21 protein-coding genes and 1 pseudogene are annotated in these 23,800 nt (G+C 69.4%); 11 read left to right on the top strand and 11 right to left on the bottom strand.

The annotated features are described in order from the left end of the window. Positions 1–7 precede the first annotated feature (7 nt). The 3 genes from AC5P1C_RS18950 to AC5P1C_RS18940 form a co-directional block, all read right to left on the bottom strand. Positions 8–1,225 (bottom strand): CaiB/BaiF CoA transferase family protein, encoded by a 1,218-nt coding sequence (locus AC5P1C_RS18950; RefSeq protein ID WP_493867028.1) that lies wholly within the window; start codon positions 1,223–1,225, stop codon positions 8–10. Positions 1,226–1,317: 92 nt separating this feature from the next. Continuing rightward, complete coding sequence (locus AC5P1C_RS18945; RefSeq protein WP_493867027.1) at positions 1,318–2,862, bottom strand: sensor histidine kinase; 1,545 nt, start codon at positions 2,860–2,862, stop codon at positions 1,318–1,320. Between the two features lie 131 nt (positions 2,863–2,993). Next, entirely contained in the window at positions 2,994–3,650 is a 657-nt protein-coding gene (locus AC5P1C_RS18940; protein ID WP_493867026.1) for a response regulator, read from the bottom strand. 153 nt (positions 3,651–3,803) lie between these two features. Between AC5P1C_RS18940 and AC5P1C_RS18935 the strand changes: the two are divergent. From AC5P1C_RS18935 to AC5P1C_RS18920, 4 genes and pseudogenes are all read left to right on the top strand, one after another. Next, positions 3,804–4,166 (top strand): annotated as a pseudogene (locus tag AC5P1C_RS18935) (ATP-binding cassette domain-containing protein); the annotation flags it as partial. A 134-nt stretch (positions 4,167–4,300) separates the two neighbouring features. Then, positions 4,301–4,765 carry a hypothetical protein gene (locus AC5P1C_RS18930; RefSeq protein ID WP_493867025.1) on the top strand — a complete coding sequence of 155 codons (465 nt, stop codon included), beginning with the start codon at positions 4,301–4,303 and terminating at the stop codon, positions 4,763–4,765. Positions 4,766–4,815: 50 nt separating this feature from the next. Continuing rightward, on the top strand, positions 4,816–5,595 hold the full coding sequence (locus tag AC5P1C_RS18925; RefSeq protein WP_493867024.1) for a GNAT family N-acetyltransferase: 780 nt from the start codon (positions 4,816–4,818) through the stop codon (positions 5,593–5,595). Beyond that, the gene (locus AC5P1C_RS18920; RefSeq protein WP_493867023.1) at positions 5,592–6,389 is read left to right on the top strand and encodes a lysophospholipid acyltransferase family protein; all 798 of its coding nucleotides are present in this window, start codon (positions 5,592–5,594) and stop codon (positions 6,387–6,389) included. The genes AC5P1C_RS18925 and AC5P1C_RS18920 overlap by 4 nt, the downstream gene beginning before the upstream one ends. On the opposite strand, the gene AC5P1C_RS18915 is transcribed toward AC5P1C_RS18920, so the two are convergent. Continuing rightward, complete coding sequence (locus tag AC5P1C_RS18915; RefSeq protein ID WP_493867103.1) at positions 6,292–6,735, bottom strand: erythromycin esterase family protein; 444 nt, start codon at positions 6,733–6,735, stop codon at positions 6,292–6,294. The genes AC5P1C_RS18920 and AC5P1C_RS18915 overlap by 98 nt on opposite strands. A gap of 159 nt (positions 6,736–6,894) precedes the next feature. On the opposite strand from AC5P1C_RS18915, the gene AC5P1C_RS18910 reads away from it, so the two are divergent. The 3 genes from AC5P1C_RS18910 (at position 6,895) to AC5P1C_RS18900 (ending at position 8,810) form a co-directional block, all read left to right on the top strand. Beyond that, complete coding sequence (locus tag AC5P1C_RS18910) at positions 6,895–7,113, top strand: hypothetical protein (RefSeq protein WP_493867022.1); 219 nt, start codon at positions 6,895–6,897, stop codon at positions 7,111–7,113. Between the two features lie 155 nt (positions 7,114–7,268). Further along, positions 7,269–8,054: a hypothetical protein gene (locus AC5P1C_RS18905; RefSeq protein ID WP_493867021.1), complete on the top strand. Its 786-nt coding sequence runs from the start codon at positions 7,269–7,271 to the stop codon at positions 8,052–8,054. Between the two features lie 162 nt (positions 8,055–8,216). Next, complete coding sequence (locus AC5P1C_RS18900; protein WP_493867020.1) at positions 8,217–8,810, top strand: sigma-70 family RNA polymerase sigma factor; 594 nt, start codon at positions 8,217–8,219, stop codon at positions 8,808–8,810. Between the two features lie 23 nt (positions 8,811–8,833). Here the strand turns inward: AC5P1C_RS18900 and AC5P1C_RS18895 are convergent, their stop codons facing one another. Further along, positions 8,834–9,724, bottom strand: a complete 891-nt coding sequence (locus AC5P1C_RS18895) for a GbsR/MarR family transcriptional regulator (RefSeq protein WP_493867019.1) — start codon at positions 9,722–9,724, stop codon at positions 8,834–8,836. A gap of 214 nt (positions 9,725–9,938) precedes the next feature. Here AC5P1C_RS18895 and AC5P1C_RS18890 point away from each other — a divergent pair, with 214 nt between their 5' ends. From AC5P1C_RS18890 to AC5P1C_RS18875, 4 genes are all read left to right on the top strand, one after another. Further along, positions 9,939–10,814, top strand: coding sequence for an ABC transporter ATP-binding protein (locus AC5P1C_RS18890; protein WP_493867102.1), 876 nt, complete (start codon positions 9,939–9,941; stop codon positions 10,812–10,814). A 17-nt stretch (positions 10,815–10,831) separates the two neighbouring features. Further along, entirely contained in the window at positions 10,832–11,659 is an 828-nt protein-coding gene (locus AC5P1C_RS18885) for an ABC transporter permease (RefSeq protein ID WP_493867101.1), read from the top strand. A 279-nt stretch (positions 11,660–11,938) separates the two neighbouring features. After that, positions 11,939–12,601: a recombinase family protein gene (locus AC5P1C_RS18880; protein ID WP_493867018.1), complete on the top strand. Its 663-nt coding sequence runs from the start codon at positions 11,939–11,941 to the stop codon at positions 12,599–12,601. A 1,200-nt stretch (positions 12,602–13,801) separates the two neighbouring features. Next, positions 13,802–17,134: an RHS repeat-associated core domain-containing protein gene (locus AC5P1C_RS18875; protein ID WP_493867017.1), complete on the top strand. Its 3,333-nt coding sequence runs from the start codon at positions 13,802–13,804 to the stop codon at positions 17,132–17,134. Positions 17,135–17,667: 533 nt separating this feature from the next. On the opposite strand, the gene AC5P1C_RS18870 is transcribed toward AC5P1C_RS18875, so the two are convergent. From AC5P1C_RS18870 to AC5P1C_RS18845, 6 genes are all read right to left on the bottom strand, one after another. Next, the gene (locus tag AC5P1C_RS18870; RefSeq protein WP_493867016.1) at positions 17,668–18,297 is read right to left on the bottom strand and encodes a hypothetical protein; all 630 of its coding nucleotides are present in this window, start codon (positions 18,295–18,297) and stop codon (positions 17,668–17,670) included. A gap of 26 nt (positions 18,298–18,323) precedes the next feature. Then, positions 18,324–18,857 carry a hypothetical protein gene (locus AC5P1C_RS18865; RefSeq protein WP_493867015.1) on the bottom strand — a complete coding sequence of 178 codons (534 nt, stop codon included), beginning with the start codon at positions 18,855–18,857 and terminating at the stop codon, positions 18,324–18,326. A gap of 3 nt (positions 18,858–18,860) precedes the next feature. Then, positions 18,861–21,284, bottom strand: coding sequence for a glycoside hydrolase domain-containing protein (locus tag AC5P1C_RS18860; protein WP_493867014.1), 2,424 nt, complete (start codon positions 21,282–21,284; stop codon positions 18,861–18,863). A gap of 12 nt (positions 21,285–21,296) precedes the next feature. Continuing rightward, the gene (locus AC5P1C_RS18855; RefSeq protein WP_493867013.1) at positions 21,297–22,532 is read right to left on the bottom strand and encodes an ATP-grasp domain-containing protein; all 1,236 of its coding nucleotides are present in this window, start codon (positions 22,530–22,532) and stop codon (positions 21,297–21,299) included. A gap of 94 nt (positions 22,533–22,626) precedes the next feature. Beyond that, positions 22,627–23,304, bottom strand: coding sequence for a peptidase inhibitor family I36 protein (locus tag AC5P1C_RS18850; protein ID WP_493867012.1), 678 nt, complete (start codon positions 23,302–23,304; stop codon positions 22,627–22,629). Then, the gene (locus tag AC5P1C_RS18845) at positions 23,301–23,717 is read right to left on the bottom strand and encodes a hypothetical protein (RefSeq protein WP_493867011.1); all 417 of its coding nucleotides are present in this window, start codon (positions 23,715–23,717) and stop codon (positions 23,301–23,303) included. Before AC5P1C_RS18845 ends, AC5P1C_RS18850 begins: the two co-directional genes overlap by 4 nt. Between the last annotated feature and the right edge of the window lie 83 nt (positions 23,718–23,800).

Raw genomic sequence — 23,800 nt, 5'->3', positions numbered from 1 at the left:
GCGTGGCTCACCGGCAGACTCCGTCCGCGCGCAGCCGCGCGATGTCGTCCGGGCCGCGCCCCAGCTCCCCGAGGATCCGCTCGGTGTGCTCGCCCGCGGCCGGAACCGGGTCCATGCGAGGGGCGACGCCGCTCAGATCCGCGGGCGGCACCAGCGCCTGCACGGGGGACGAGCTGCCCGGGATCGCGATGTCCCGCCAGCGGTCGCGCTCGCTGAGCGCGGGGTGGTCGAGAAACTCGGAGACCGAATTGACGCCCGCGTTGGCGATGTTGGCGCGGTCGAGCAGCTCCATCGCCTCCTCGCTGCCGAGTCCGGCGAAGCGCGCCGAGATGATCGCGTCGAGTTCGTCGCGGTGCGCGACCCGGTGAGAGCCGGTGACGAACCGTGGGTCATCGGTCAACTCGGGCCGTCCGAGGACCTGTTCGCACAGAGCGGCCCACTCGCGTTCGTTCTGCACGGACAGCAGGACGTCCTTCCCGTCGGACGCGGTGAACGGCCCGTACGGCGCGACCGTCGCGTGCCGAGCGCCGACGCGCGGCGGCTGCGTGCCGCCGTAGCGCGTGTAGTAGGCGGGCTGGCTCATCCACTCGGCGAGCGCGTCGAAGAGGGAGACCTCCACGGCCGGTGCGCGCCCCGTGGTCGCCCGGGTGAAGAGCGAGGAGAGGATGCCGCTGTAGGCGTACATCCCACCCGCGATGTCCGCGACCGAGATCCCCGCCCGTACCGCCTCGTCGGGTGTGCCGGTCAGCGAGAGCAGCCCGGTCTGGCACTGCACGAGCAGGTCGTACGCCTTGCGGTCCGCCCAGGAGCCGGTGGTTCCGTACCCGCTGACGGTGCAGGGGATCAACGTCGGGTAGCGGGCCTGGAGTTCGTCCGCGCCCAGGCCGAGGCGGTCGGCCGCCCCAGGGGCGAGGTTCTGCACGAACACGTCGGCGCCCGCGAGGAGTTCGTGCAGGATCTGCCTGCCCTCGTCGGACTTGAGGTCCAGGGTGAGGGACTCCTTGGAGCGGTTGAGCCAGACGAAGTAGCTGGCCTGGCCGTGCACCGTGGTGTCGTAGCGGCGGGCGAAGTCACCGCCGCCCGGCCGCTCGACCTTGATCACGCGGGCGCCGAGGTCGGCCAGCTGGCGGGTGGCGAAGGGCGCGGCGACGGCCTGCTCCAGGGAGACGACGGTGATGCCCGCCAGAGGGAGCTGACCGGCCGGTTCGTGGTGCGTCGTCGCCATGACTGCCTCTCGTTCGCGGGTGCTGCCTGAGTCTGTACGGTCACACACGGCGCGCGGCGGTTGGTGGGCGGTGGGGGTGCGAGCGGGCTCCCTCAGTCGCCCTCGCCCACACCCACGACCGACTTGGACACGAGCCGCCCGTCGGCGAAGCAGAGGCGGTAGCCGTCGGACGACATGAGGCTGGTGCTGTAGTACACGCAGTCCTGGCCGCGCGGCGTCGCGGGCGCGCCGTCCGGCGGGCCGTCCCTGGTGTACTGCGGCAGCCGGGACTCCACTTCGCCGCGCGGGTCCCCGGCCGTCAGGCCGTCGTACACGTCCCGGTCGAGCACCGACAGGGACGAGCTGACCAGGCTGAGGGGGATCATGAGCAGCAGGATCCCGGCGAGTACCGCGAGCGGCGCGAGGACCGCCTGTGTGAGCCGCCGTCTGATCTGCCGCTTGGCCAGCTCCAGTTCACGGGCCGAGGTGGTCGGCCGGGGCGCTTCGACCGCGCGCGGGGCCGACCCCGTAGCGGGCAGTTCGGCGGTCACCTCGAAGCCGCCGTCGTCGGCGGGGCCCGCGCGCAGCGTGCCGCCCGCCAGGCGCACCCGCTCGTCCAGGCCGACGAGGCCGCTCCCGCCCGACGCCACCCCGGGCAGGCGGCCCGCGGGGGCCGGGCCGTTCACCGTCGTCAGGCGCAGCGTGTCTCCGTCCCGCGTGACGCGGACCCGGACCGCCGCGCCGGGCGCGTGTTTGGCGGCGTTCGTCAGGGACTCCTGGAGCACGCGGTGGACGGCGAGACCCACCATCGGCGGCAGGTCATCCGTGGCCCCCGAGCGTTCGAGCGTGACCTCGACGCCGGAGGCCCGCGCGCGCTCGACCACGACTTCCGTGCTCTCCTCCGACGGCGCCCTCGGCGGCACCTCGTCGTCGGCCCGCAGCACGCCGATGATCTCCCGCAGCCGTTCGGTCGCCGCGCCGGCCGCCTCGCGCAGCTCGCCGACGGCCGCCTGCTGGCGGGCGTCGAGGGTGGGGTCGACTTCGAGGACACCGGCCTGGACCGCGATGAGCGTCAGGTCGTGGCCCAGCGAGTCGTGCATGTCGCCCGCGATCCTGGCGCGTTCGCGGATGCGGGTGCGGTCCGCGACGGCCTGCTGCTCGTGCTCCATGCGCTCGGCGAGCCGCCAGCCGGTGGCCATCAGGTCGGCGTACTGGCGGCGGTAGCGGCCAAGGAGCCAGGGCAGCACCACGGCGATCAGGAGCGTCAGGAGCATCGTGGGCCAGCCCCACAGGTCGCTCGACACCACCGCGCACAGCACGAGCCCGGCCCCGGCGACCGTCCCGAAGAACCACAGAGCGGGCCGCACCGCGACCGTGCGGCTGCCGGCGAGATACCCGAAGACGGAGAGGGCCGCCCAGTACACGGGCGTCAGCATCTCCGCGTCCGTCATCAGACTCAGGCCGACCGGCACGGCGAGCGCCGCGAGCGGCCACCGCCTGCTGAACGCCACGGCGACCCCGAGCAGCGGGACACCGACGGCCGCCACGACCGCGTCACGTCCGTCGGGACCGAGGGCGGCCGAGACCGGTGGCGCGCACACCACGAGCCACAGTCCGATGTCGAGGAGCCGGGGAAGCCAGCCGTGTACGCCGCGCATCCGCACAGCATCGCCGATCACCCCGGCCGACGCCCCCGACGAAAGTAGGGGATCGCCCCGGAGGGCTTCCGGCTCACTCCCCGCCGACGAGCCCCTCGGCCGCACTCCCCGCAGCTTCACTCCCCGCAGCCTCACTCCACGCCGACGAGCCCCGCCTCGTACGCCAGGATCGCGGCCTGCACCCGGTTCTTGAAGCCGAGACGGGCCAGGACCTGGCTCACGTACGCCTTCACCGTGCCCTCCACGACGTGCAGTCGCCCGGCGATCTCCGCGTTCGACAGACCGGCGCCGACCAGCGCGAGCACCTCGCGCTCGCGCGCCGTCAGCTCTTCGATGCGGGCCCGCGCGGTGGCCTGCTTGCCGAGCTGCCCCGCGCCCAGACGGGAGATGACCCGCCGCGTGATCGACGGGGAGAGATACGCGCCGCCTTCGGCGACGGCCTGGACCCCGGCGATGAGCTCGCGCGGATTGCCGGACTTGAGGAGGAAACCGGCAGCGCCGGAGCCGAGCGCGCTCGCGATGTACTCGTCCTCGGAGAACGTGGTGAGCATCGCCACGGCCGTCGCGGGCGCGGCCTTGTGCAGCTCGGCCGCCGCCTGGAGGCCGTCGAGCCGGGGCATCCGGATGTCCAGGAGGCAGACGTCCGGGCGGTGCTTGAGGGCGAGGTCGACCGCCTCGCGCCCGTCGGAGGCCTCGGCGACGACCTCGATGTCCTCGGCGGTGGAGAGGATCGCCCGCACCCCGGCCCTGATCATCGCCTCGTCGTCGGCAAGCAGCACTCGGATCATGCGAGCACGCTACCCGGCCGTCTCGGACTCGACGAAAGTGCAGGGCAGTCACTGACCAAGGTCCCCTGCCCACGGCCGCGCCGCTTCGTAGCGTCCTTGTCAGCACCGCCGACGCGATCCAAGGCGTGGGCGCCGAGAGGGAGTTGGGGAACGATGCTCACGCTGCGGAGCCTGACCAAGAGATACGGCGAGAAGACCGCCGTCGACGCGCTGTCCCTGGAGGTGGCACCCGGGAAGATCACCGGATTCCTCGGACCGAACGGCGCGGGCAAGTCCACCACCATGCGCATGATCCTGGGCCTCGACCACCCCACATCGGGAACCGCCCTCATCAAGGGCAAGCGGTACGCCGACCACACCCACCCCCTGCGCGAGGTCGGCGCCCTCCTGGACGCCAGGTCCGTGCACCCGCGGCGCACCGCGTACAAGCACCTGTCGGCCATGGCCCGCAGCCACGGCATCCCCGCCCGCCGCGTCGACGAGGTGCTCGACGCCACGGGACTCGGCGATGTGGCGGGCGGGGAGCGTCGGCCGCCGACCCGGCGACGCTCGCCACCGTCTACGGCGTCGAGTTCGTCGTCGCCGCCCTCGCCATGCTCTGCGTCACCGGCGAGTACGCCACCGGAAGCATCACCGCCACCCTCCAGTGCGTGCCGGACCGGGCACGCCTGCTGATCGCCAAGAGCCTCACGGTGGGGGCCGTCGCGTTCGCCGCCGGGATCGTGCTCGCCGTGCTCGGGGTCGTGGCGGGAGCGGTGGCCATGGACGCGTCGACGTCCGACTTCGCACAGGTCGCGGGTCAGGTGTTTGCGATCGCCGTTCACCTGATGCTCATGAGTGTCCTGACCGTCGGCCTCGCGGTCATCGTGCGCAGTTCAGCCGGGGCCATCACCGTGCTGTTCGTGCTGCTGCTCATCGTGCCGACGATCCTCCAATCGATTCCCCTCGACTTCCTCACGAACCTGGCGCAGTTCCTGCCCCAGGCGGCGGGCACGCAGTTCCTGACCGGCGACGCGGATCTCTACGGTCCCGCCACCGGGCTGCTGCTCCTGACGGCCTGGACGGCCGCCTCCCTGACCCTGGCCACGGTGATCCTCGGGCGTCGCGACGCCTGAGCCCTCCGCGGCCCACGACCGCTCCTCCCCGAACGGAGACCGGATCTGTCATGCCCTCGACATCCGCCGCTTCCCTGCCCGCAGCCCCGACGCCCACCGCTCCCGCCGCCCCCAGCGCGTACGTCACCTCGATCGCCGACTCCGCCGAGCAGATCCGGGCCGCGCAGCGCCTGCGCTACCGCGTGTTCGGCGAGGAGATGGGCGCCACGCTCCACACTTCACTGCCCGGCCACGACGTGGACCCCTACGACGACCTCGTGGACCACCTGATCGTCACCGACACCACCACCGGCGAGGTCGTCGGCACCTACCGCCTGCTGCCTCCCGGGCGGGCCGAGCGGTCCTACTCCGACAGCGAGTTCGACCTGCGCGCGCTGGAGGGGCTGCGGTCGTCCACGATCGAGGCCGGCCGCTCCTGCGTACACCCGGACCACCGCTCCGGTGCGGTGATCAACCTGATGTGGTCGGCCCTCGCCCGCTACGTCCTGCTCTCCGGCCACCGTTATCTGGCGGGCTGCGCCTCGGTGCCGCTGTCCGACGGCGGCAAGGCCGCGTCCAGCGCCTGGCTGCTCGGCACGTCCAAGCACGCGTCGCCGCCCGAGCTGCGGGTGCAGCCCCGGCGCCCGTGGGTGCCCACCGCGCCGCCGGTGGAGCGGCCCACCTACGCCGACCTTCCGCCGCTCCTGAGGGGCTACCTCCGCCTCGGCGCGTGGATGTGCGGGGCGCCCACGCACGACCCGGAGTTCGAGGTCGCCGACTTCTTCGTCCTCCTCGACATGGACCGGCTCGGTGACCGCTACCGCCGCTACTTCCTGGGGGAGACGCCATGAGCCCGGCGGGAGCCCCGGCCGCGCTGTGCACCCCGGCCTGCGTCACGGGCCCGGCGCCGCGGGTGCCTTCGGTCGAAATGGCCCGCCGGTACACCGCGTTGGCGTACGAGATCGGCCTCGGCGTGGCGCGGGGCGAGCGGCTCGCCGAGCCCCGCGCGTTGCGGGCGCGGGCCCGGGGGATCCTGGACGCGCTGGGCGTACGTGTTGAGGCGGGACCCGAGCGCCTTACGGTGAACGGCGGCCCTGGCCGTCCCGGCACCCTGATCGTCGCCAACCACATCTCCTGGCTCGACGTCGTCAGCCTGCTCGCCGTCGAACCGGTGACGGTCCTCGCCAAGCGGGAGGTGGGCCAGTGGCCGGTCATCGGCGCGCTCGCCCGGCGGGCCGGTTCGCAGTTCATCGACCGCGACGGACTGCGTCAACTGCCGCACGTCGTCAATGAGTTGGCGGCTACGCTGGCTTCGGGTCGCTCCGTCGTCGTCTTCCCGCAGGCGACGACCTGGTGTTCTGTGCCCGGCGGCCGTTTCCGCCGGGCGACCTTCCAGGCCGCGGCCGACGCGGGCGCGCCCGTGCGGCCGGTGACCATCCGCTACTACCAGCGCGGCACCCGCAGCACCACGGCCGCCTTCCTCGGCGACGAGTCCTTCGGGGCGTCGCTGCACCGCGTGGCCCGCGCGCGGGAGCTGACGGTGCACATCACCGCGCACACCCCGCTGCACGGCTCCGACCGGCGGCAGCTGGCCGCAGATGCCCAAGCGGCCGTCGGCGCCGATGAGCCGACCGCCCATGTCTGAGCTGCGGCTGCCCCTCATGAGCCACGGGTCCTGGTGGGGCGTCCAGCCAGGCGTCGACCGGCGCGGGGCGCCGCGTGCGCAGGTCCAGGAAGTACGCGGGCAGGTCGGCCGATCCGAGCACCGCCTCGGCGAACTCCGCGGGCGGGGCCGGGTAGTCCGTGCCGTGGTGGAAGGTCAGCGCTACGGACGCGTAGCCGCTGCCGCAGTGCTCGCGCAGGTGGCCGCCCCCCGCGTTGCGGTGGGTCTGGAGTGCGGGCGATGACACCGAGCGGGGGTCGCCGCCGGCCGTGTGGGCGAGGCCGCCCCAGTAGCCGGTCTTCTGCCGGGTGCGCTCGTGCCACCGGATCGTGTCGTCAGCGATGGCCCGCTCGATCCGCCTCCCGGGAACTCGGGCTCACGGAAACTCGGAAACTCGGGAACTCGGGAGCCTCCGTGGCCGACTCCTGGACAGGCGCGGGCGCGACGGTTCCGCGCTGTCGCGTTCACAAATGTCAGGAGAGCGGCGATGAGTGATCGCCTCCGACTCGCCCTGCTCTGCGGGTTCCTCGCGCTGCTCGCGGTGATCTTCGCGGTGTCGTACGCCGTGGGGGCGGCCCTCGGACCGGACACCCCCGCGACACAGCGGACCGAGACCGAAACGGACAGGGGGCCCGGTCACGACGGTGGCGGAGGGGCCCACGAGCACGGCGGCATGGGGGACATGCACTCCGGTGACGACCGATGAAGGGGCGGCCCCGGAAAGTGGTCGGAGCGGAGGGCCGTCAAGTTCCCCCGGATTCATGTGCCGTGGCTCACACGTGCGGGGCGGGTGAGCGGGCCGGGTCCTTTTCGCGTACCCCTCAGTGAAGAGAGTGGCGCGAATGCAAGGATGGCCCCGCCATGACTGCTGGGTGGTGTTCTCGCGCGGTACGGGCTGCGGTGTTCGCGGCCGCCTGCGTGCTGCTCGCTGCCCTGGGGCACGTGCTGATGTCGGGGATCTCCGTGCCCTGGTGGGCGCTGGGTGCCGGAGCCGTCGGAGTCGGCGGCACGGCGTGGGTCCTCGCCGGGCGCGAGCGGGGGCTGCCGCTGGTCGTCGCCGTGGCGGTGGCCGCGCAGACCGCGCTGCACTCGGGTTTCTCCCTGGCGCAGGCCGCGGCGCAGCCGCCGGGCGGAGCCTCGCTCGTACGGCGGTGGGTGCAGCACATGCTCTGCGCGGCGCCCATGGGCGGCGACTCCATGGGGCGCGGGCAAGGATCGGCCATGTCCGCGCCGATGCCCGCGTCAGGAACGACGCCGGGAGCGGCCTCCGGAACGACGTCGGACATGACGTCCATGCCCGCCATGCCCGCCATGCCTTCGATGGGCTCCATGGAGCACATGGGTCACATGGGAGGCGGCCACGACATGAGCGGCATGTCGCCGACCGGCATGCTCGCCGCCCACCTGCTCGCCGCCCTCCTCTGCGGCCTCTGGCTCGCGCACGGTGAACGCGCGGCCTTCCGCATCGCGCGTGCCTTCGCCGGGTGGATCGTCGCCCCGCTGCGCGTTCCCCTCGCACTGCCCACGCCCGTCCACCGGCCCCGCATCCGGCCCCATCGTCACCGCTCGGCGGGCCGACCGCGGCAGTTGCTCCTCGTCCACGCCATCACTTCTCGGGGTCCGCCCGCGGGAACCGCTGTCGCCTGACAGTTGGTTCCCCGACGCCGTTCCCGCGCGCCTCGCCGCGCGGCCCGACGGCTCGGGCATCGACCGCACACCTTCCCGTGCGGCCGTACCCCCCTCACCGGAACCGCCGGACGCACGCACGTACGGCGTGTCCGGGTCCCGGAATCCCGAGAAGGACACCAGGTGATCACTCCTGCCCTGCCCAGCTCACCCGACGAGTCGATAACGGCCTGGGCGCTCGCCGCCCGCGCCGGTGACCCCGAAGCGGTCGAGCACTTCGTACGCGCCCTGCATCGCGACGTCCGCCGGTACGTGACGTACCTGGGCGGCGACCCGCAGGCCGCCGACGACCTGACGCAGGACACGTTCCTGCGGGCCCTCGGCAGCCTGCACCGTTTCGAGGGGCGCTCGTCCGCCCGTACCTGGCTGCTGTCCATCGCCCGGCGCGCGGTGATCGACAGCCTGCGGCACGCCGCCGCACGGCCCCGCCTCTGCGACACGGACGACTGGCAGTCCGCCGCGGAGCGGGCCCAGCCGCGAGGCCTGCCGGGCTTCGACGACGGCGTGGTCCTCGCCGATCTGCTTGCGGCGCTGCCCGACGAGCGACGTGAGGCCTTCGTCCTCACCCAGCTCCTGGGGCTGCCCTACGCGGAAGCCGCGCTGCTCACCGGTTGTCCGGTGGGGACGGTCCGCTCGCGCGTGGCGCGGGCCCGCGTCTCGCTGATGGAGCGGCTGCGGGACGCCGAGCGCCCCGCGCTGGTCGGCGCCGCGGCCTGACGCGCCGAACGGCCGCCCGGCGATCACGCCGGGCGGCCGTCAGTGCGTGGGCCACCGCTTCGAGAGCTGACGGCCTCGAGCTGTGCCGCGGTGAGCCGGTCCTGTCCCGCGTGGCGCAGGGCGCCGGCCACGCGCTCCGGGGGCCAGCCCAGGGCGGTCGCCAGTTCCCCCTCCGGGAGAGGCGCGCCCGCGTGCCGCAGCGCGGCAAGGACGGTCAAGGCGTCGTCGACGGCTTCGGTGCCGCCGCTCATGTCGTCGCTGAGGGTCGCGAAGAACTCGCTCATGTGGGCGAGCCGGGCTCCCGCGGGCGTCGCCGCGTCGAGTACTTCCACTCCCCGCTGCGCGGTCTGCGCCCACATGGCGTGCTTCTGCGCGCTCGTCATCCACGCCTGGAGCCAGACGTCGTCGTCGATGACGTAGCGTTCGCGCCGCTGTCCGGGCTCCCGCCCGCGCCTGATCACCTCAAGCCCCTCCAGATAGCCGACGGCGAGCGACACCGACGCGGGACTGACCCGCAGCCGCTGGACGAGGTCCGATGCGGTGAGGCTGCCGGAGTCGTCGGTGATCAGCGCGGCGAGCACCCGCGCGGCCATGCGGGGCACGCCCGTCCTGACCATGAGCGCCGCGAGCTGCTCGGCGAAGTCGCGTACGAGAGAGGGGTCCCGGCCGTACGCGTCGGCAGGCATGGCCGGTTCGCGGTGCGGGGCCTTCCTGCGGCGGCGGGCGCGGCGGCCGGTGGCGAGGTGGGCGTGGTCGACGCGGTAGGCCTCCGGGCCGCCGTTACGGGTCACCTCCCGGCTGATGGTCGACGTCGGTCTGCCGATACGCCGGGCGATCTCGGCGTATCCGAGCCCTTCGGTCAGGCCCGCGCCGATCTCCTGGCGGTCCTGGTGGGTGAGCCTGCCTCCTGGCACGGGCGGGGCCTCCTTGCGTTCATCGGCAAGTTCATTGCAATGAATCCTCGAAAATCCCCTATTGAATAGGGGTACTCGACCAGTAATTCATTGATGCCCTGTTGAACGCAACGTAGCTTCGCCGGTATCGCAACGAACAACGGGGCGGATACGGCGAGGAGTTGACGTGACGACGACGAGCGAGGGCGTCGTGCTCGATGTCGAAGGGCTGCGCATGCGCTACGGCACGGCCGATGTGCTGCGCGACGTGACCTTCCGGGCGCGGCACGGCGAAGTGCTCACCCTGCTCGGGCCGAACGGGGCGGGCAAGACCACCACCATCGAGATCATGGAAGGCTTCCGCATGCGCTCGGCGGGCCGCGTCCAGGTGCTCGGCACGGATCCGGCGCTCGGCACCGAGGCATGGCGGGCGCGCATCGGGGTCGTCCTGCAGTCCTGGCGCGACCACGGCAAGTGGCGGGTGCGTGAGCTGCTCGCGCACCTCGGGACGTACTACGCCCCCTACTCCACCGACACGATCCGGCGGCCGTGGGACACCGACGAACTCATGGCGACGGTCGGCCTGACCGCGCACGCGGGCAAGAAGGTCAAGACGCTCTCCGGTGGACAGCGACGCAGGCTCGATGTGGCGATCGGCATCGTGGGCCGCCCGGAACTGCTGTTCCTCGACGAGCCGACCGCGGGCTTCGACCCGGAGGCACGGCAGGAGTTCCACGCACTCGTCCGCCGCCTCGCCGACGAGCACGCGACCACGATCCTGCTCACCACGCACGACCTGGACGAGGCGGCCAAGCTCGCCGACCGCATCCTGATCCTGTCCGGCGGACGGATCATCGCGGACGGCCCGGCGGACGACCTGGCGCGGCGGATCGCGGGGCAGGACGAGGTGCGCTGGACGTGCGGCGGGCGGCACTTCGTGAAGTCGACGGACGACTCGACGGCTTTCGTGCGCGGATTGTTCCGCGCGTACGGCGACGACGTGGGCGAACTGGAGGTCCACCGGGCCTCGTTGGAGGACACGTACATGGCACTGGTGCGACACCAGGGCGAGACCGGGGCGTACGGCACCGGGAAGGCGGCGGCCCGGTGAACGCGACGAGCGTGGCGATGCGCGCGGGGCTGGGCCGTGGCCTGATCGAACTGCGTCAGTCGTTCACCAACGGCGGTGACGTGCTGTCGCATCTGCTCTGGCCGGTGCTCATGCTGACCGTCATGTTCTTCATGCGGGACACGGCGTTCGGCACGAGCGGGCTCCTGCTCGGCACGCTCGCCCTGCCGAGCATCCTGGGCATGAACGCGGCGATGGGCATGGTCAGCATGAGCCAGGCGCTCACCGCCGAACGCGAGGACGGCACCTTGCTGCGCGCCAAGGCGACGCCGAACGGGATGCCGGGCTACCTCGTCGGCAAGGTCGTCTCGGTGTCCGGCGGCCTGCTCGCCGACCTGGCGATCCTGCTGGTCCCCGGCATCTTCGTGGTCGGTGGCCTCGCGATCGGCGGCCCCGGCTCCTGGCTGACCCTGACCTGGGTCCTTCTCCTCGGCATGCTCGCCACCCTGCCGATCGGCGCGATCCTGGGCTCGGTGTTCACCAGTGCGCGCAGCCAGGGCCTGATCCAGCTGCCGATCCTGGGCATGATCGCCGTGTCGGGCATCTTCTACCCGGTCACCGCGCTGCCGGACTGGCTGCAAGGGGTCGCCCAGGTGTTCCCCATCTACTGGCTCGGCCTCGGCATGCGCTCGGCCCTGCTGCCGGACAGCGCGGTCGGCATCGAGATCGCCGACTCCTGGCGGCACTGGGAGACGGCAGGGGTGCTGGGGGCCTGGGCCGTCCTCGGCCTGCTCGTGGCCCCGGTCGTGCTGCGCCGGATGGCGCGCGGGGAGTCGGGCTCCAGCGTGGCGGCGCGACGGGAGAGGGCGCTGCGGCGGGTCGGCTGACCGGTCCGCCGCGGCGCCCCTTCCCCGAACGCCTAGCGCAACATGGGCAGTTCGATCGCCGGGGAGATCGCGGATAACTACCTATGTTGCAGCGCTGATCGAGTTTGCTGCGGATATGGGTAGATCTTCCCCGAACTCTCTGGAGGGAGAGACCGACGAGAGAGCGAAGACGCTCATGCAACGTCAAGATGCTGCCGTGCTATGTGCGTTGGGGCTGACAGACGAGGAACTGGACCTGATGGCCTGGGCCGGCCGGCCGCCGGAGATCCCTCCGCACTTGTGGACGTCTATATCCGCCGCTCGAAGAAGCGTGAGGACTTGGCGACGCTCAGAGCGCACCTCAAAGGTATCGCCCGGTGGGTCAAGGCGGAGGACCTCAGCATTAGGCACGTGTGGTTCGAGCAGTTGAGCGCGAGTAAGTCGCACGTCCGCCGTGACGAGTTTGAGAAAGCCAAGGCGGCTGTCGTGGAAGGGGCGTCCAGGACTTTGGTGGTGTGGAAGACGGACAGGCTGGACCGCCGTGGGATGGGGGCGGCCGGGTCACTTCTGGACGAACTCGACAAGCGGCGGGCGCGGTTGTCGTCCGTCTCGGAAAGTCTGGACAGCTCCAGGGGAGGCCGGATGGTTTTCGCCTTCCTGTCGGAGCGGGCGCGCGACGAAGCCAAGGACATCGCTGACCGCGTCCAGATCGGCCTCGATGCGCATCGAGCGATCGGGCGGACGCCGGGTGGGCCCTCGCCGTTCGGCGTGACGAAACTCGGTGACGGCAAGGTTGGTCCGCATCCTGAGGAGTACCCGTTGGCTCGTCGGATCGCGGAGGGCCTGCTCGACGGGAGGGCTGCAACGACCTTGGCGCATGAGCTGACAGCGGAAGGCCACCGCACCCGCAGAGGTCGACATTGGTCGGCTAACGCAACTGAACGGGGCAGTTTGGCCATTTGACGTCGCAGAGCGGGGACAGCCATGGCGATGGCCACCACCGTCCATGGCTCTCCGAGTGTGCGAGCGCGGCGTACGACCTCATGCCAGGTCCGGGTACGCAGCTCGGGCCGGGTGCTGGGGTGAGCGAGAAGGCTACGGACTTGGTCCACGGGCAGGGCCTCGACCGCGGGAGCGTCGCAGATGAGCCCGGCGGGCAGTCTCAGCGGTTGCGGCTCTGCGGCCAACGCGAGGAACGCAGTCTCCAGTGCTGCGAGCGGCGACTGGCCAGGAAGGAGGCAGGGAACGGCGCGGCGGTGGTGCATGTCGGCGCCCGAAGATCGAGCGACGGACAGAACACCGCCATGGATCCAGGCGCCTGGGCCACCATCGCGTCACCTGAGGTCCGAGACCGCACCACCACCGCGCAACGAGCCTCCCTTCGGCCACCATCCAACCGACCCGCGCAGGGCATGGAACCGCCCCGAACTGGATCGATTGCCTCGATCTGCCGCCACTTAACGTTCAGGGAAAGAAGCTGGAGCAATTTCCGAACGGGGCTGTGTTCACTGGCCAACGGGCGAGGTGGGTCGCCTATGGCTCGCCGGTGGCGCGGTCGTGGCTCGCTTGGTTTGGGCAGCCGCGATGTGGCTGCGCCAGAGCCCAGCCAGGCGCTGCGCTCGTGTCGTGTGGTCGAGCTGCGGTGGACTCCCCGGCCTCGCAGGATCCCCGCGCGACGCGTGCCCCACAATGCGGATGGGTGTAGCTCTTGGCTCATACAAGCGCGCTTGTATGAGCCAAGAGCTACACCCATCCAAGAACCCCACCGCGACCTGAGCCTCCATCAACCCCTCGGCGGCGGCCAACGCCTGTCCCATCGCCCTGGCTTGAGATGACGGCGCGAACAGGGTGCCTTTCGAGCCGAAGTCCCCTGCGGGCAACCACTGCTGGTCTGGGAGCAACCAGACATCTACGTGTGTCGGGCGGCAGGCCACTTGTCGCTTTCGCGGTAAAGGTCGGGGCCGAAACGCCACGCAACCAAGGCGAAAGGCTGTGCGATTCCTGTGGGGTGCTGCATAGCGTGCGAGCACCCAGTGACCGTGGGGGTCACCGGGTGCCTTCCTGAGGAGAAGCACGTCTTCACGCACCACAGGAACACCGCACAGACGTAAGCAGATTCGTGCCAGACACACCATTGTGGCGGCTTCGGTAGCCGTAGCGCTCATGGCCGGGGCCATTCCGGCGGCCTTCGCCCAGGTCGAGCCGGGCGGCCCGTCCTCGACCTGGGGCAAGCGGAGCGCCAAGGCAGAGATGCCCCCGGTGAAGGTCGGCGAGACGAAGGCTCCGGGATCGGTCCGTGAGCGCGAGTCGTCGCCGGACGTGGCGGCGTGGCGGGCGGCGCAGAAGGACCGGGCCGGTACCGCGACCGGGAAGCGGGAGCGCGCCGCGAAGGCAGTCGCGGCGGTGGTGCCCAAGGGGCAGGGGGACGTGCCATGGCATCAGATCTCCGATGTCCGGGTCACCGACTCCCTGGTTGCCCGCATCAATTACTCGACCGGCAACCTGATGCTCGCCGGGACCGACTTCCAGGTCGCCGGGGTCGGCCAGTCCCTGCAGCTGACCCGCACCTACAACTCCCTGGACGCGCCGTGGGGGAAGGTGTCGCAGCGCTGGTGGCAGAACTACGAACGCTATCTGCAGATCGAGGACGGCCAGGTGGTGCTGTACGACGCCACGGGCGGGGCCGTCACCTTCACCAAGAAGGCCGACGGCACCTACAGCACCCCGAAGGGCTACCGCCTGGACCTGAAGAAGTCGTCGAACGGCGAGTACACCCTGACCGAGCGCGGCTCAGGCTCGAAGGACACCTACAGCGCCTCCGGCACGCTGGTGAAGGTCTCCGACCGCAACGGCGGGCACATTCTGGTCGAGCAGCACGACCAGGGCAGTGAGCACAAGGGTTTCAAGCTCACCGAGCCCCGCTCGGGTCGCTTCGTCGACCTGGTCAAGGCGAACGCGTCGCAGTGGCAGGTGAAGGACAACGCGGGCCGCACCGTCGTCTACGACCTCAACCCGGCTGGCGACCTGGCGAAGGTCACCGACACCGAGGGCAAGACCACCCAGTTCGGCTACGATACCGACCGCCGTCTGACGAAGATCACCACCCCTGAGGGGCGGGTGACGGTCTTCACCTACGACAGCGACAACCGTGTCACCTCGATGAAGAGGGCCACCCACTTCGACGGCTCCGGCGAGACCGGACCGACGTACCTCTACACGTACACCACCGGCGAGGGCAGGGCAGGCACCACCAAGGTCACTGACCCGGCCGGGAACACCACAACCTACGCGCATGCCGCCGACGGCGAGATCACCAAGGTCACCGACGCGCTGGGCCGTAACCGTGAGAGCACCTACGACGCCAACCTCAACCTTGAGACGGCTGTAGACGCGATGGGCGTGGGCGGCACCCCGGGCAACGTCACCGCGTACGGCTGGGACACCCGGTCCAACCCCACCTCTGCCAAGCTGCCCACCGGCGCCACTTCCACGCTCACCGGCTACAAGACCATCGCCGGCGCGGATGTCCCCGGAAAGATCACGTCCGCCGACGGCATGGCCGTCACGTACGACTACGACACCGCGGGTAACACCACCAAGGAGACCGTCGCCGGAGCCGAAGGCGGAATCCGCACCTTCAGCTACAACCCCAAGGACCCCACCTGCGGCGGCTTCGAGGGCCAGCGATGCGAGGTCAAGGACGCCAACGGCAAGACCACCAAGGTCACCTACGACGCCAAGGGCAACCTGGCCAAGGTCACCCCGCCGAACCCGGTGGGTACAACCATCTACACCTACGACAGCCTGGGCCGTCCGGAGACCAGCATCGACGGACGCGGCATCAAGACCGTCTACGTCTACGACAACCGCGACCGGATCAAGAAGGTCTCCAGCACCAACATGACCGTCACCTACGACTACGACGGCGACGGCAACCTCAAGCAGCGCTCGGACGCCACCGGGATCACCAAGTACGACTTCGACCCGCTGAGCCGGGAGACAATCCGTACCCTGCAGGACGGCTCACAGACCGTCCTCACCTACTATCCCGAGGGCAACGTCGAGACGTACACCGACCCGTCCGGCACGGTGAAGTACACCTACAACAAGGTCAACAACCTCGAATCCCTCACCGACGCGCAGGGCAAGAAGACCGGCTACGAGTACAACGCGAACGACTTCCGCACCAAGACCAGCTTCCCCGGCGGCACCGTCGAGACCATCACTCCGGACAAAGCCAACCGTGCGGAGCGCATCAAGGCGACCTCACCGTCGGGCACGCTGGTCGACCTCGCCTACGACTACTCGTACACCAGTGGCGGCACCACCAAGGACGGCACTCAGATCCGCACCGAGACCGATGCCATCGCCGGACTCAAGCGCGCCTACACCTACAACTCGGCAGGCCGTCTCACCTTCACCAACGAGACCAAGGGGTCGACGGTCAACGACAGTTGGCTGTACTGCTACGACAAAGCGGGCAACCTCACCTCCCAGGGCCGCAAGGCGGGCTGCCCCGGCGGTACCACCTTCAGCTACAACGACGCCTCCCAGATCACCGGCAAGGATGGCGTCACCGATGGCTGGTCCTACGACAAGGCCGGCAACGAGACGGCGGCCGCCCCGACCCCGGAGGCCGCCCGCACAGGTGGCCAGTGGAACGACTTCTCCCAGCTCACCTCTCTAACCCAGGGCAGCCAGGAGCTCAAGGGGCGCTATGCCTCTACCGACCAGTCCGAGCGCATGCAGTTCGGCGACACCACCTTCCACCACGGCCCGGTCGGCCTGTCCTCCAAGACCACGGCCGGGGTAGACATGAACTTCACCCGTGAGCCGAACGGCAACCTCAATTCCTTCTGCACGGAAGGTCCGTTGAGGACGCAGAGCACGTACTACTACCTCACCGACGCCCTCGGATCGACCAGGGTCGTCGTCGACGGCCAGGGCACGAAGGTCAACACGTACGACTACAGCCCGCGTGGCGTCACCCGCAACATCAGCGAGAAGGTTCCTCAGCCGTACCGCTTCGTAGGCGGCTACCAAGACCCGACTGGGCTCTACCACAACGAGGCCCGGTACATGGACCCGCGCACCGGTCGCTTCACCCAGCCCGACCCCTCGGGCCTGGAAGCCAACCCCTACCTGTACACCTCCGGCGACCCCACCAACATCATCGACCCCAACGGCCTCTGGGGCATACCCGGGTGGGGAAAGGTGAAGAAGGTCTGGAAGAAGCACAGCGGCGCCATCCTCGGAATTGGGGTCGCCGCCGGGTGCAGCTTCGCCACCGGCCTGACCGCAACAGCCGGTTGCGTCATCGTTGGAGCGGGTGTGGCCGGCGCGGTGTCCCATCGAGTCTCTGGGGAGAACCAGACCCTCGGCGGGTATTGGTCGGCGACCTGGCAGCCCATGGTGTGGGGGGTTGCTGGTAGCTTCGCGGGGAAGCTCGGCCCTGCGGTCAACCGGTGGAGGGCTGACCGGAGCCTCCCCAACTGAGGGGATAACAATCCGATGGGATCTCCGAACCCAAGAGGTCTGATGGCTCGCATTGGTGACGCCTACTGGCGCTTCGAAAAACGCTTTAGCCGCCCGCCCACCAGAAGCCAGAGGTACTCCGCGAGGCACCCCGTGCTCATCGGGACATACGCAGGAGCAGCCATGTCTGCGGTCTTGCTTCCTACGTCCCTGGGCGCGGGGAATGGAGTCGCCTACAGCATTCTGGCCTCTCTCCTAGGGGGGGTCCTCCTAGGAGCGGTCTTTTGTGGCTTCTGCTTCCTGGAAAGAAGGCGCCAGCAGAAGCTGTTTGGAGATCGCTGAACTCGACCGAGCATGAGGGTCCCCTGACTCCGTCAGGGGACCCTCATGCATCCCCAGGGCTGGTGGGCAGGCCAGTGGCCTCGACTGGGCTGTGTGCAAGTTGAATTCGCCTGGTAAATGGGACGGTGTGCGGGCGTGAGGGGGCTTGCTCCCATGCGACGACATGGACCCAAGTACTCCAGCAGTGCACGACTACCCTGGGGCTGGAGGTTTCAGCCTGTTCGGAAGGAACGGGCCGCGCTGCTTCGCTCAGGGGTGAAGGCGTCGGTCGCTCCCGCGCCCTCGCTGCTCGGACCGGAGCTCCACCCACGGATCTTGCGGGCCACGCCCTTCAGCTTCGGATGGCCGGGCGCCACCGCGATCTCGAAATGGGACTCCTTGGGCGTCCTGAAGTCGCCGCCCCAGGCCACTACGCCGTCCAGCTCGGCGAGGATGTCTCTGACGACGACCAGTTCGTTCGGGTAGAGGTTGCCCTTGGAGCCGGTCGGGTAGTACAGCGGGCGCACCGCGATCGCGCTGCCGGAGAGGTAGTTCGACTCGTAGGCCTGCGTCACGGCGTGGTCATTGGTCCAGCCGTGGACGTCGCCGTCACGGAGAGAGTCGATCTCGTAGTGGAACCGGCGTGCGACATAGGTCAGGACGGCCGCCGCGTCGCCGCCGGCGAGCGGGACCTTCTGGTCACTGCCCTCGATGTCGAACGACGGCGCGGTGTCCAGGACCGGCCAACCGTTCTCGGAGTGCTTGCCGGACCAGTCGTCCGCCTTGTCGGCCGCCGCTGCCGACTGGGGTGTTCCGGCGACGCCGAGCGTGACGACGCCGGAGACGGCGGCCGAGACTGTCATGAAGCGACGCCGCGAGAAGCAGCGAGTCATGTGTTTCTCCTCGTTCTGATCATTCTGAGATGTGCCACCGTGGCGACGGCGACCGCGCTGACACTGGCCACCAGAAGCACGGTGAAGATCACGACGGCGGGGTTCACCCAGCCGGGTACGAGATCGAAGTGGGCGTTGCACTTGTTGTGCAGCGGGAACCAGCGGTCTGATTCCTCCGCGTGCTGTGCTCGGTAGGCGGCGTCGTACGGCTCCTGCCGGACCCGGCAGGACTTGTCCACGCGCAAGGCGCCGGAGAAGGCGCCGACACAGTAGGAGACGAGCAGGCCCAAGAGGGACACCGGCGCGGTCGCCAGGGCGAGCATCGGCCACGCTCCGCGTCCACCCCCCGAGCGCAGGGCGCGGACGCCCCGCAGGACGGCGGTGACGACTAGGAGCCCAGCGGCCAGGAGGAGGGCTGTGAGGACGGCGAACAGCCAGCCGAACGCCAGGAGGCTGAAGAGGCCCATCAGGACCATTCCACCAAAGTAGAGCAGCTTCTCCGGATGCTGCGGGGTGCTGCACACTCGCATACGTCAGTCCTTGATACGTGCCGACCGGAGGAACTTCTCATGGCTGCTCCGATAGGCGGGGGCTCTGCTCTTCTCCATGCCCATGCGGGCCAGGAGCGTGTCGACGAAGCCCTGCTCGAAGGACTCCAACTTCTCGTGACCTCCTGGTGCGTTCTGCAGGATGGCGGGAAGCACCGCGCCCTCGAGCGAGATGAACTGCTTGCGGCCGATGCCGAGCGTGGCATCGCTGGCGGTGAGGGCGTTGTGCGCGGCCTGCCTGCAGTTTTCGGCATTGCCCCAACGCTTCTGGAAGAAGTCGTTGAACCGGGTCAGGCCGCCACCGCCCGCGCCATACCGATCCTTGACCGCCTGGACGATGTCTTTGCCGCCCCGGACGGCCTGGGCGATGAGGTATCCGTCGGCGTCCTCGACGAGGTCGTTGAATCCGAACGAGGAGGCCACTCCGGGCTTGGCCAGCTTGGCCTCACAGAACGCCCTGCCGGACGCGTACTTCTCTTCGGAATTCCGCCAGTCCGCGTAGAAGGTCATCAGGTCGCCCGCCCAGCCGCCGACGTCACCGCCGTTGGCGCCCTTCTTGTTGGACGGCTGCGCCTTGAGGAAGTGGGCGTTGGCCGTGGCCATCATATGTTCGGCGCCCAGGTCGTATCCGGTGAAGGGGTCCTTGAACCGTTCCTTGACGGACATGCCCTTTGAGTTGGCATACGCGACGAAGTTCTCGTCGTAGGAGCCGATGAGGAACCACCAGCCGAGCTTGTTCTTCCAGTCCTTGTCGCCGTACTCGTGATGCCGGATGTATTCCATGACGAGCTGGCTGGGGTTGCCCTTGCCGTAGGACTTGGCGACGCCGTACAGCTTCTCGACGTACTGGATGAAGGCATCGGCCGGGCCTCCGCTGTCCTTGACGGAGGAGACACCCCGGTCGGCGCCGGAGACGACATCCCGGTCCAGGTCGAAGGAGTCGGACCCGTCGCGGACCTTGAACTCCTTGATCTGGTTGAAGGACCAGTTCCGGGGCAGTGGGAAGCCGAGATTTCCGGAGAATCCCCACGACATGCCAGAGACGAAGGAATACCGGGAGAACGTCTTGTCGGTGACGTTCCGGCACACGTTCCGGGACCCGTAGACGCCGTGGTTGTATTTTTTGCCCTGGCTGGCGAGGGCGGCCTGGACGCCGTGGAAGTAGGTGATGATGCCCTGCGACGGCCCGTCGATGGCTTCCTGGGTGGCGTCGTAATCCACAGCGAAGTAGATGGTCGTACCCGGATTGAAGCCGTAGCCGGAGGCCAGCTTGTGGGCGTTCAGGCCGTGCTGATGGCCGTTGCCGTAGGTGAAGTCGGCGAGTTTGCGGGCGTTGTCCTGGTAGATCGGGAAGACCTTCAGGCCGTGGCTGAAGATCGTGTCCAGTTCACCGGGTTTGATTTCCTTGTCCAGGGTGGATCCGGGCGGGTCGTAGATGTAGCGACCGACGATCTCGTAGCCATTGGACTTCAGCCACTTCGCGCGGGACGGGGTGATCTCGTATCGGGTGTCCGAGCCGGTGGCCCCGCGGTCGGGATCGCCCATGGAGACCAGTAGTTGGGCCCATGTCGCGTAATCACCCCGGCCGTTGACGCTCAGCCTGGAGAACCCCTGGAAGACGCGGACCCATTCGGCGAGCTTGCTGTCGAAGCCGGCCCGGTGGGTGGTGCGGACCTCCTCCGAACCGCTGTTGTAGGTAGGCGAGTTGAAGACGCAGGCAGCGGAGAACAACTCGACGAAGATGCCGGAGTCCCCCTGCTTGACCGTGCGGGACTTCAGGCCGGTCTGCGTACCGGGGCCGAAGTTCCCGTTCGGCGCTGATATGCCGAGCTCGTACTGGATCGCGATCAGGAGGGACCGCTGGACGTCCCGGGAGTAGATGCCGTCCGCCGGGCCGATGTTGAAGGCGCTCTTCTGCCCATAGCGTCCGTTGAGCCAACGCTGGATGTCGCGGATCTCATCGGTCCCGCCGGCCACGACCACATAGGCATCCATGTTGAGGATGGCCTTGACCAGCTTCGCGTTGATGGTCCCCCCGCCTTCGGGAAGGCCTATGTTCCCGCGCAGCTTCTTGACCGCGTCGCGGGTGACACCGGTGAACCAGCCTTCGCTGCCGGGCTCGACGGCCCAGTAGCCCTTGCACCACAGGCCGTATTGAAGGATGGCGACGATGTTGCGGTTCTTGTCCCAGTTGAATCCGATCTCGCCGAGTGCGGCGACCTTGGACTCGGTTCCGGGGCCGAAGTTCGCCACGACCGGCGAGATGCCAAGTTCTTTCTGCAGCCCCATCATCAGGGAGTACACGGTGCCCCAGCCCGTACGCCCGTTCTCCGGGCAGCGCTGGTATCCGGGGACACCGCCGTATGTCTTGTTGACCCATTTCTGGGCCCTGAGAATCTGCTCGTCCATGGTGAACGCCTTTCATTCGTCGGAAGCCGGGGCCCCGATGGTGGTGATGCCGATCAGGGATGCTGCCCGGCGGGCCTTGGCCAGTGCCTGGTCGGCGGTTTCGGCGTGGGCGTAGGCGAAGCCGACCGAGGCGGAATTGTCGAGGCGGCCCGCGACGTGGTCGCCGAGCTCGGCGTGCATGGTGATCTCTACGCCGTGTGCGGTGGCTTCGCGCAGGCCGCCGACGCCGATGAACCGGCCGGGCTCGTCGGGGAAGAGCGCCACTGCGGCACATGCCCGGCGAGGCCCGTCGCCGGGCATGCCCGGCGACGGGGTGAGGCCGAGCGCGAGGAGCTTGGCATCGAGGTACGGGTCGGTGCCGCAGGCGTCGGCGACCATGGTGAAGATCATGTGCGCCCCGAGCCGCGGGTTGATCTCCACGATCCGAGGGCCGTCCTCGGTGATCAGCACCTCGGTGTGGGCGGGGCCTTGGCGGTAGCCGATGGTGCGCAGGGCACGGTCGACGCAGTCCGTGACCTCGGTCCACGTGGTGGACCCGAGGGCCATGGGGAAGGAGCGCGCTTCCTCCAGCAGCGTGTCCTGGCGCAGTTGCTTCGACGTGGCGCCGAAGAAATGTGTCTCACCGGCCACGGTGATCGACTCGACGCCGACCGCGACGCCCCGGGCGTACTCCTCGAACAGGACATGGCCGGGGCGGGGCCGGTCTCGCGGTGACCGGCGCAGGTTCGACAACTCCCGCCAGGCCGCGACCGCTTCGGCAGCGGTGGTGCACTTGCGGACCCCGTACGAGAGGGCTCCCGACGGCGGCTTGGCGATCAGTGGCAGGCCCACGTGCAGGACGGCCTCGTCCAGCTCCTCCCCGCACGTCACCAGGCGCCATGCGACGTTCGCCGGATCCCCGTCCAGGGCGCGGCGCAGCAGGTGCTTGTGGTTCGCCGTCCGCACCGCCTCGGGCCCCTGGGAGGGCAGAGCGAGGTGGGCGGCTGCCAGGGCGGTCGCTTCGGTGTGGTCGTCGGAGAACGACGTCACACCGTCCACCAGCGGTCTGCCGTGCGCGTCGGTGAGTGCATCGATGATCGCCGCCCAGTCGTGGATGTCGACCCGGAGGACCTTGTCGACCTGTGCGAGCGGGTGCTCGGAGAAGGGGCGTCCGCCGGTGTACCAGTCCTCGTCCTGGACGAGCAGCCAGATCTCACAGCCGAATTCGCGGGCCGCGTGGATGCTTTCGTAGAAGGCCTCGTGCGGCATTGATCCGACGACAGCCAGGCGTTTTCCCGCGAATCGCGCGTATGCGGTCACCGCTTGCCGCCCGGCGGGATGTCCGCGGGCACTGTCTGCACGGCTAGGCCCGGCGGACCTGGAACACGTCCACCTTGTCGTTCCAGTTGCCGCCGCCGGGGTAGGCGAGATTCCTGAAGTTGGAGTACTTGGCCGGGGCGCCGAGCCTCCGCTCGCGGTCGTGGAGGAGCCCGGACCGCAGGTCGATGATCTTTGCGTCCCCGTAGTTCGTCGACCAGCCGCCGACCCAGTAGTAGACGGAGCTGAGCTTGTCCCTGAAGCCCCACTCCTTGAGGTCCTTCTTGCCACTGCTGGACAACCGGAGCAACTTGCCCTTGTAGTTGGCGTCCGCGTACAGGCACCAGTAGTCGGCGAAGCACTTGCTGGGCGGCGCGGCGGCCGCGCGGGCCACCGGGGCGGAGGCGGCCTTCAGGGTCTCCGTGCGGGTGGTGGTGGGCAGTTCGGGGTCGGTGAGTGCCTCTTCGTCCGAGTCGTAGCAGTGCACTTCACCACTGGGGAGTTCGGTGCAGCTGTCCGCCCCCTCCCAGGACTCGGCGAGGTTGATCCGACGCCCGTCGTACTCGGCGATCACTGGATTCACCGGCGCTTCCCGCGCCGGAGTCGCCGTGGCCGAAGGCTCCGCGGCGGGCTCGTCGGCGTGCGCCGCCGTACCGCTGGTGAACACCAGGGCGGTGGCCGCGGAGGCGGCAAGAAGGCATGAGGTGAACGGCTTGCGTATCACGGGTTGTTCTCCATCGTGGTGCTGTAGTTGTGCAGCCGGATGCCGTCAGGGCCGTACACGTCGAGTACATAGCCCTTGTCGAGACGGACGCCTTCTCCGGCCAGGAAGGCCGCCAGGTCGGTGGCGAAGTCGTCGAACGGCTCGTAGCCGTTCTTCTTGTGGGTCCGCACGGTCAGTTCAAGAACGTCTTCCTTGGCCTTCGCATGGCTGATCCCGATCCCGTACACCCCCCGGTCCCCTCCCGCTCCGCGGTACTTGGCGGCCAGCTCCGCCGCGGACTTGGACACGGGAGCGGTGGCTGTCGGAGGGCCGCTGTCCGGCGGATCCTTCGTCCATGGCGGGTCGCCTTCGGCGCTGCATCCTGACAAGAGGACGGCAGCGGCAAGCCCGAGTGCGGACAGGGTCCGTTTCATGAAGCGTTCCTCCGGGCGCGCCTGAGCACGGCGCAAGACACAGGTGGACATCGGAAGTTGAAAGCCAGGAGGAGGCCAGGCCG

The organism is Streptomyces sp. A18, assembly GCF_059026065.1.
Note: the sequence above shows the minus strand (reverse complement) of the source record. Positions and strands in the feature narration are given on the sequence as shown.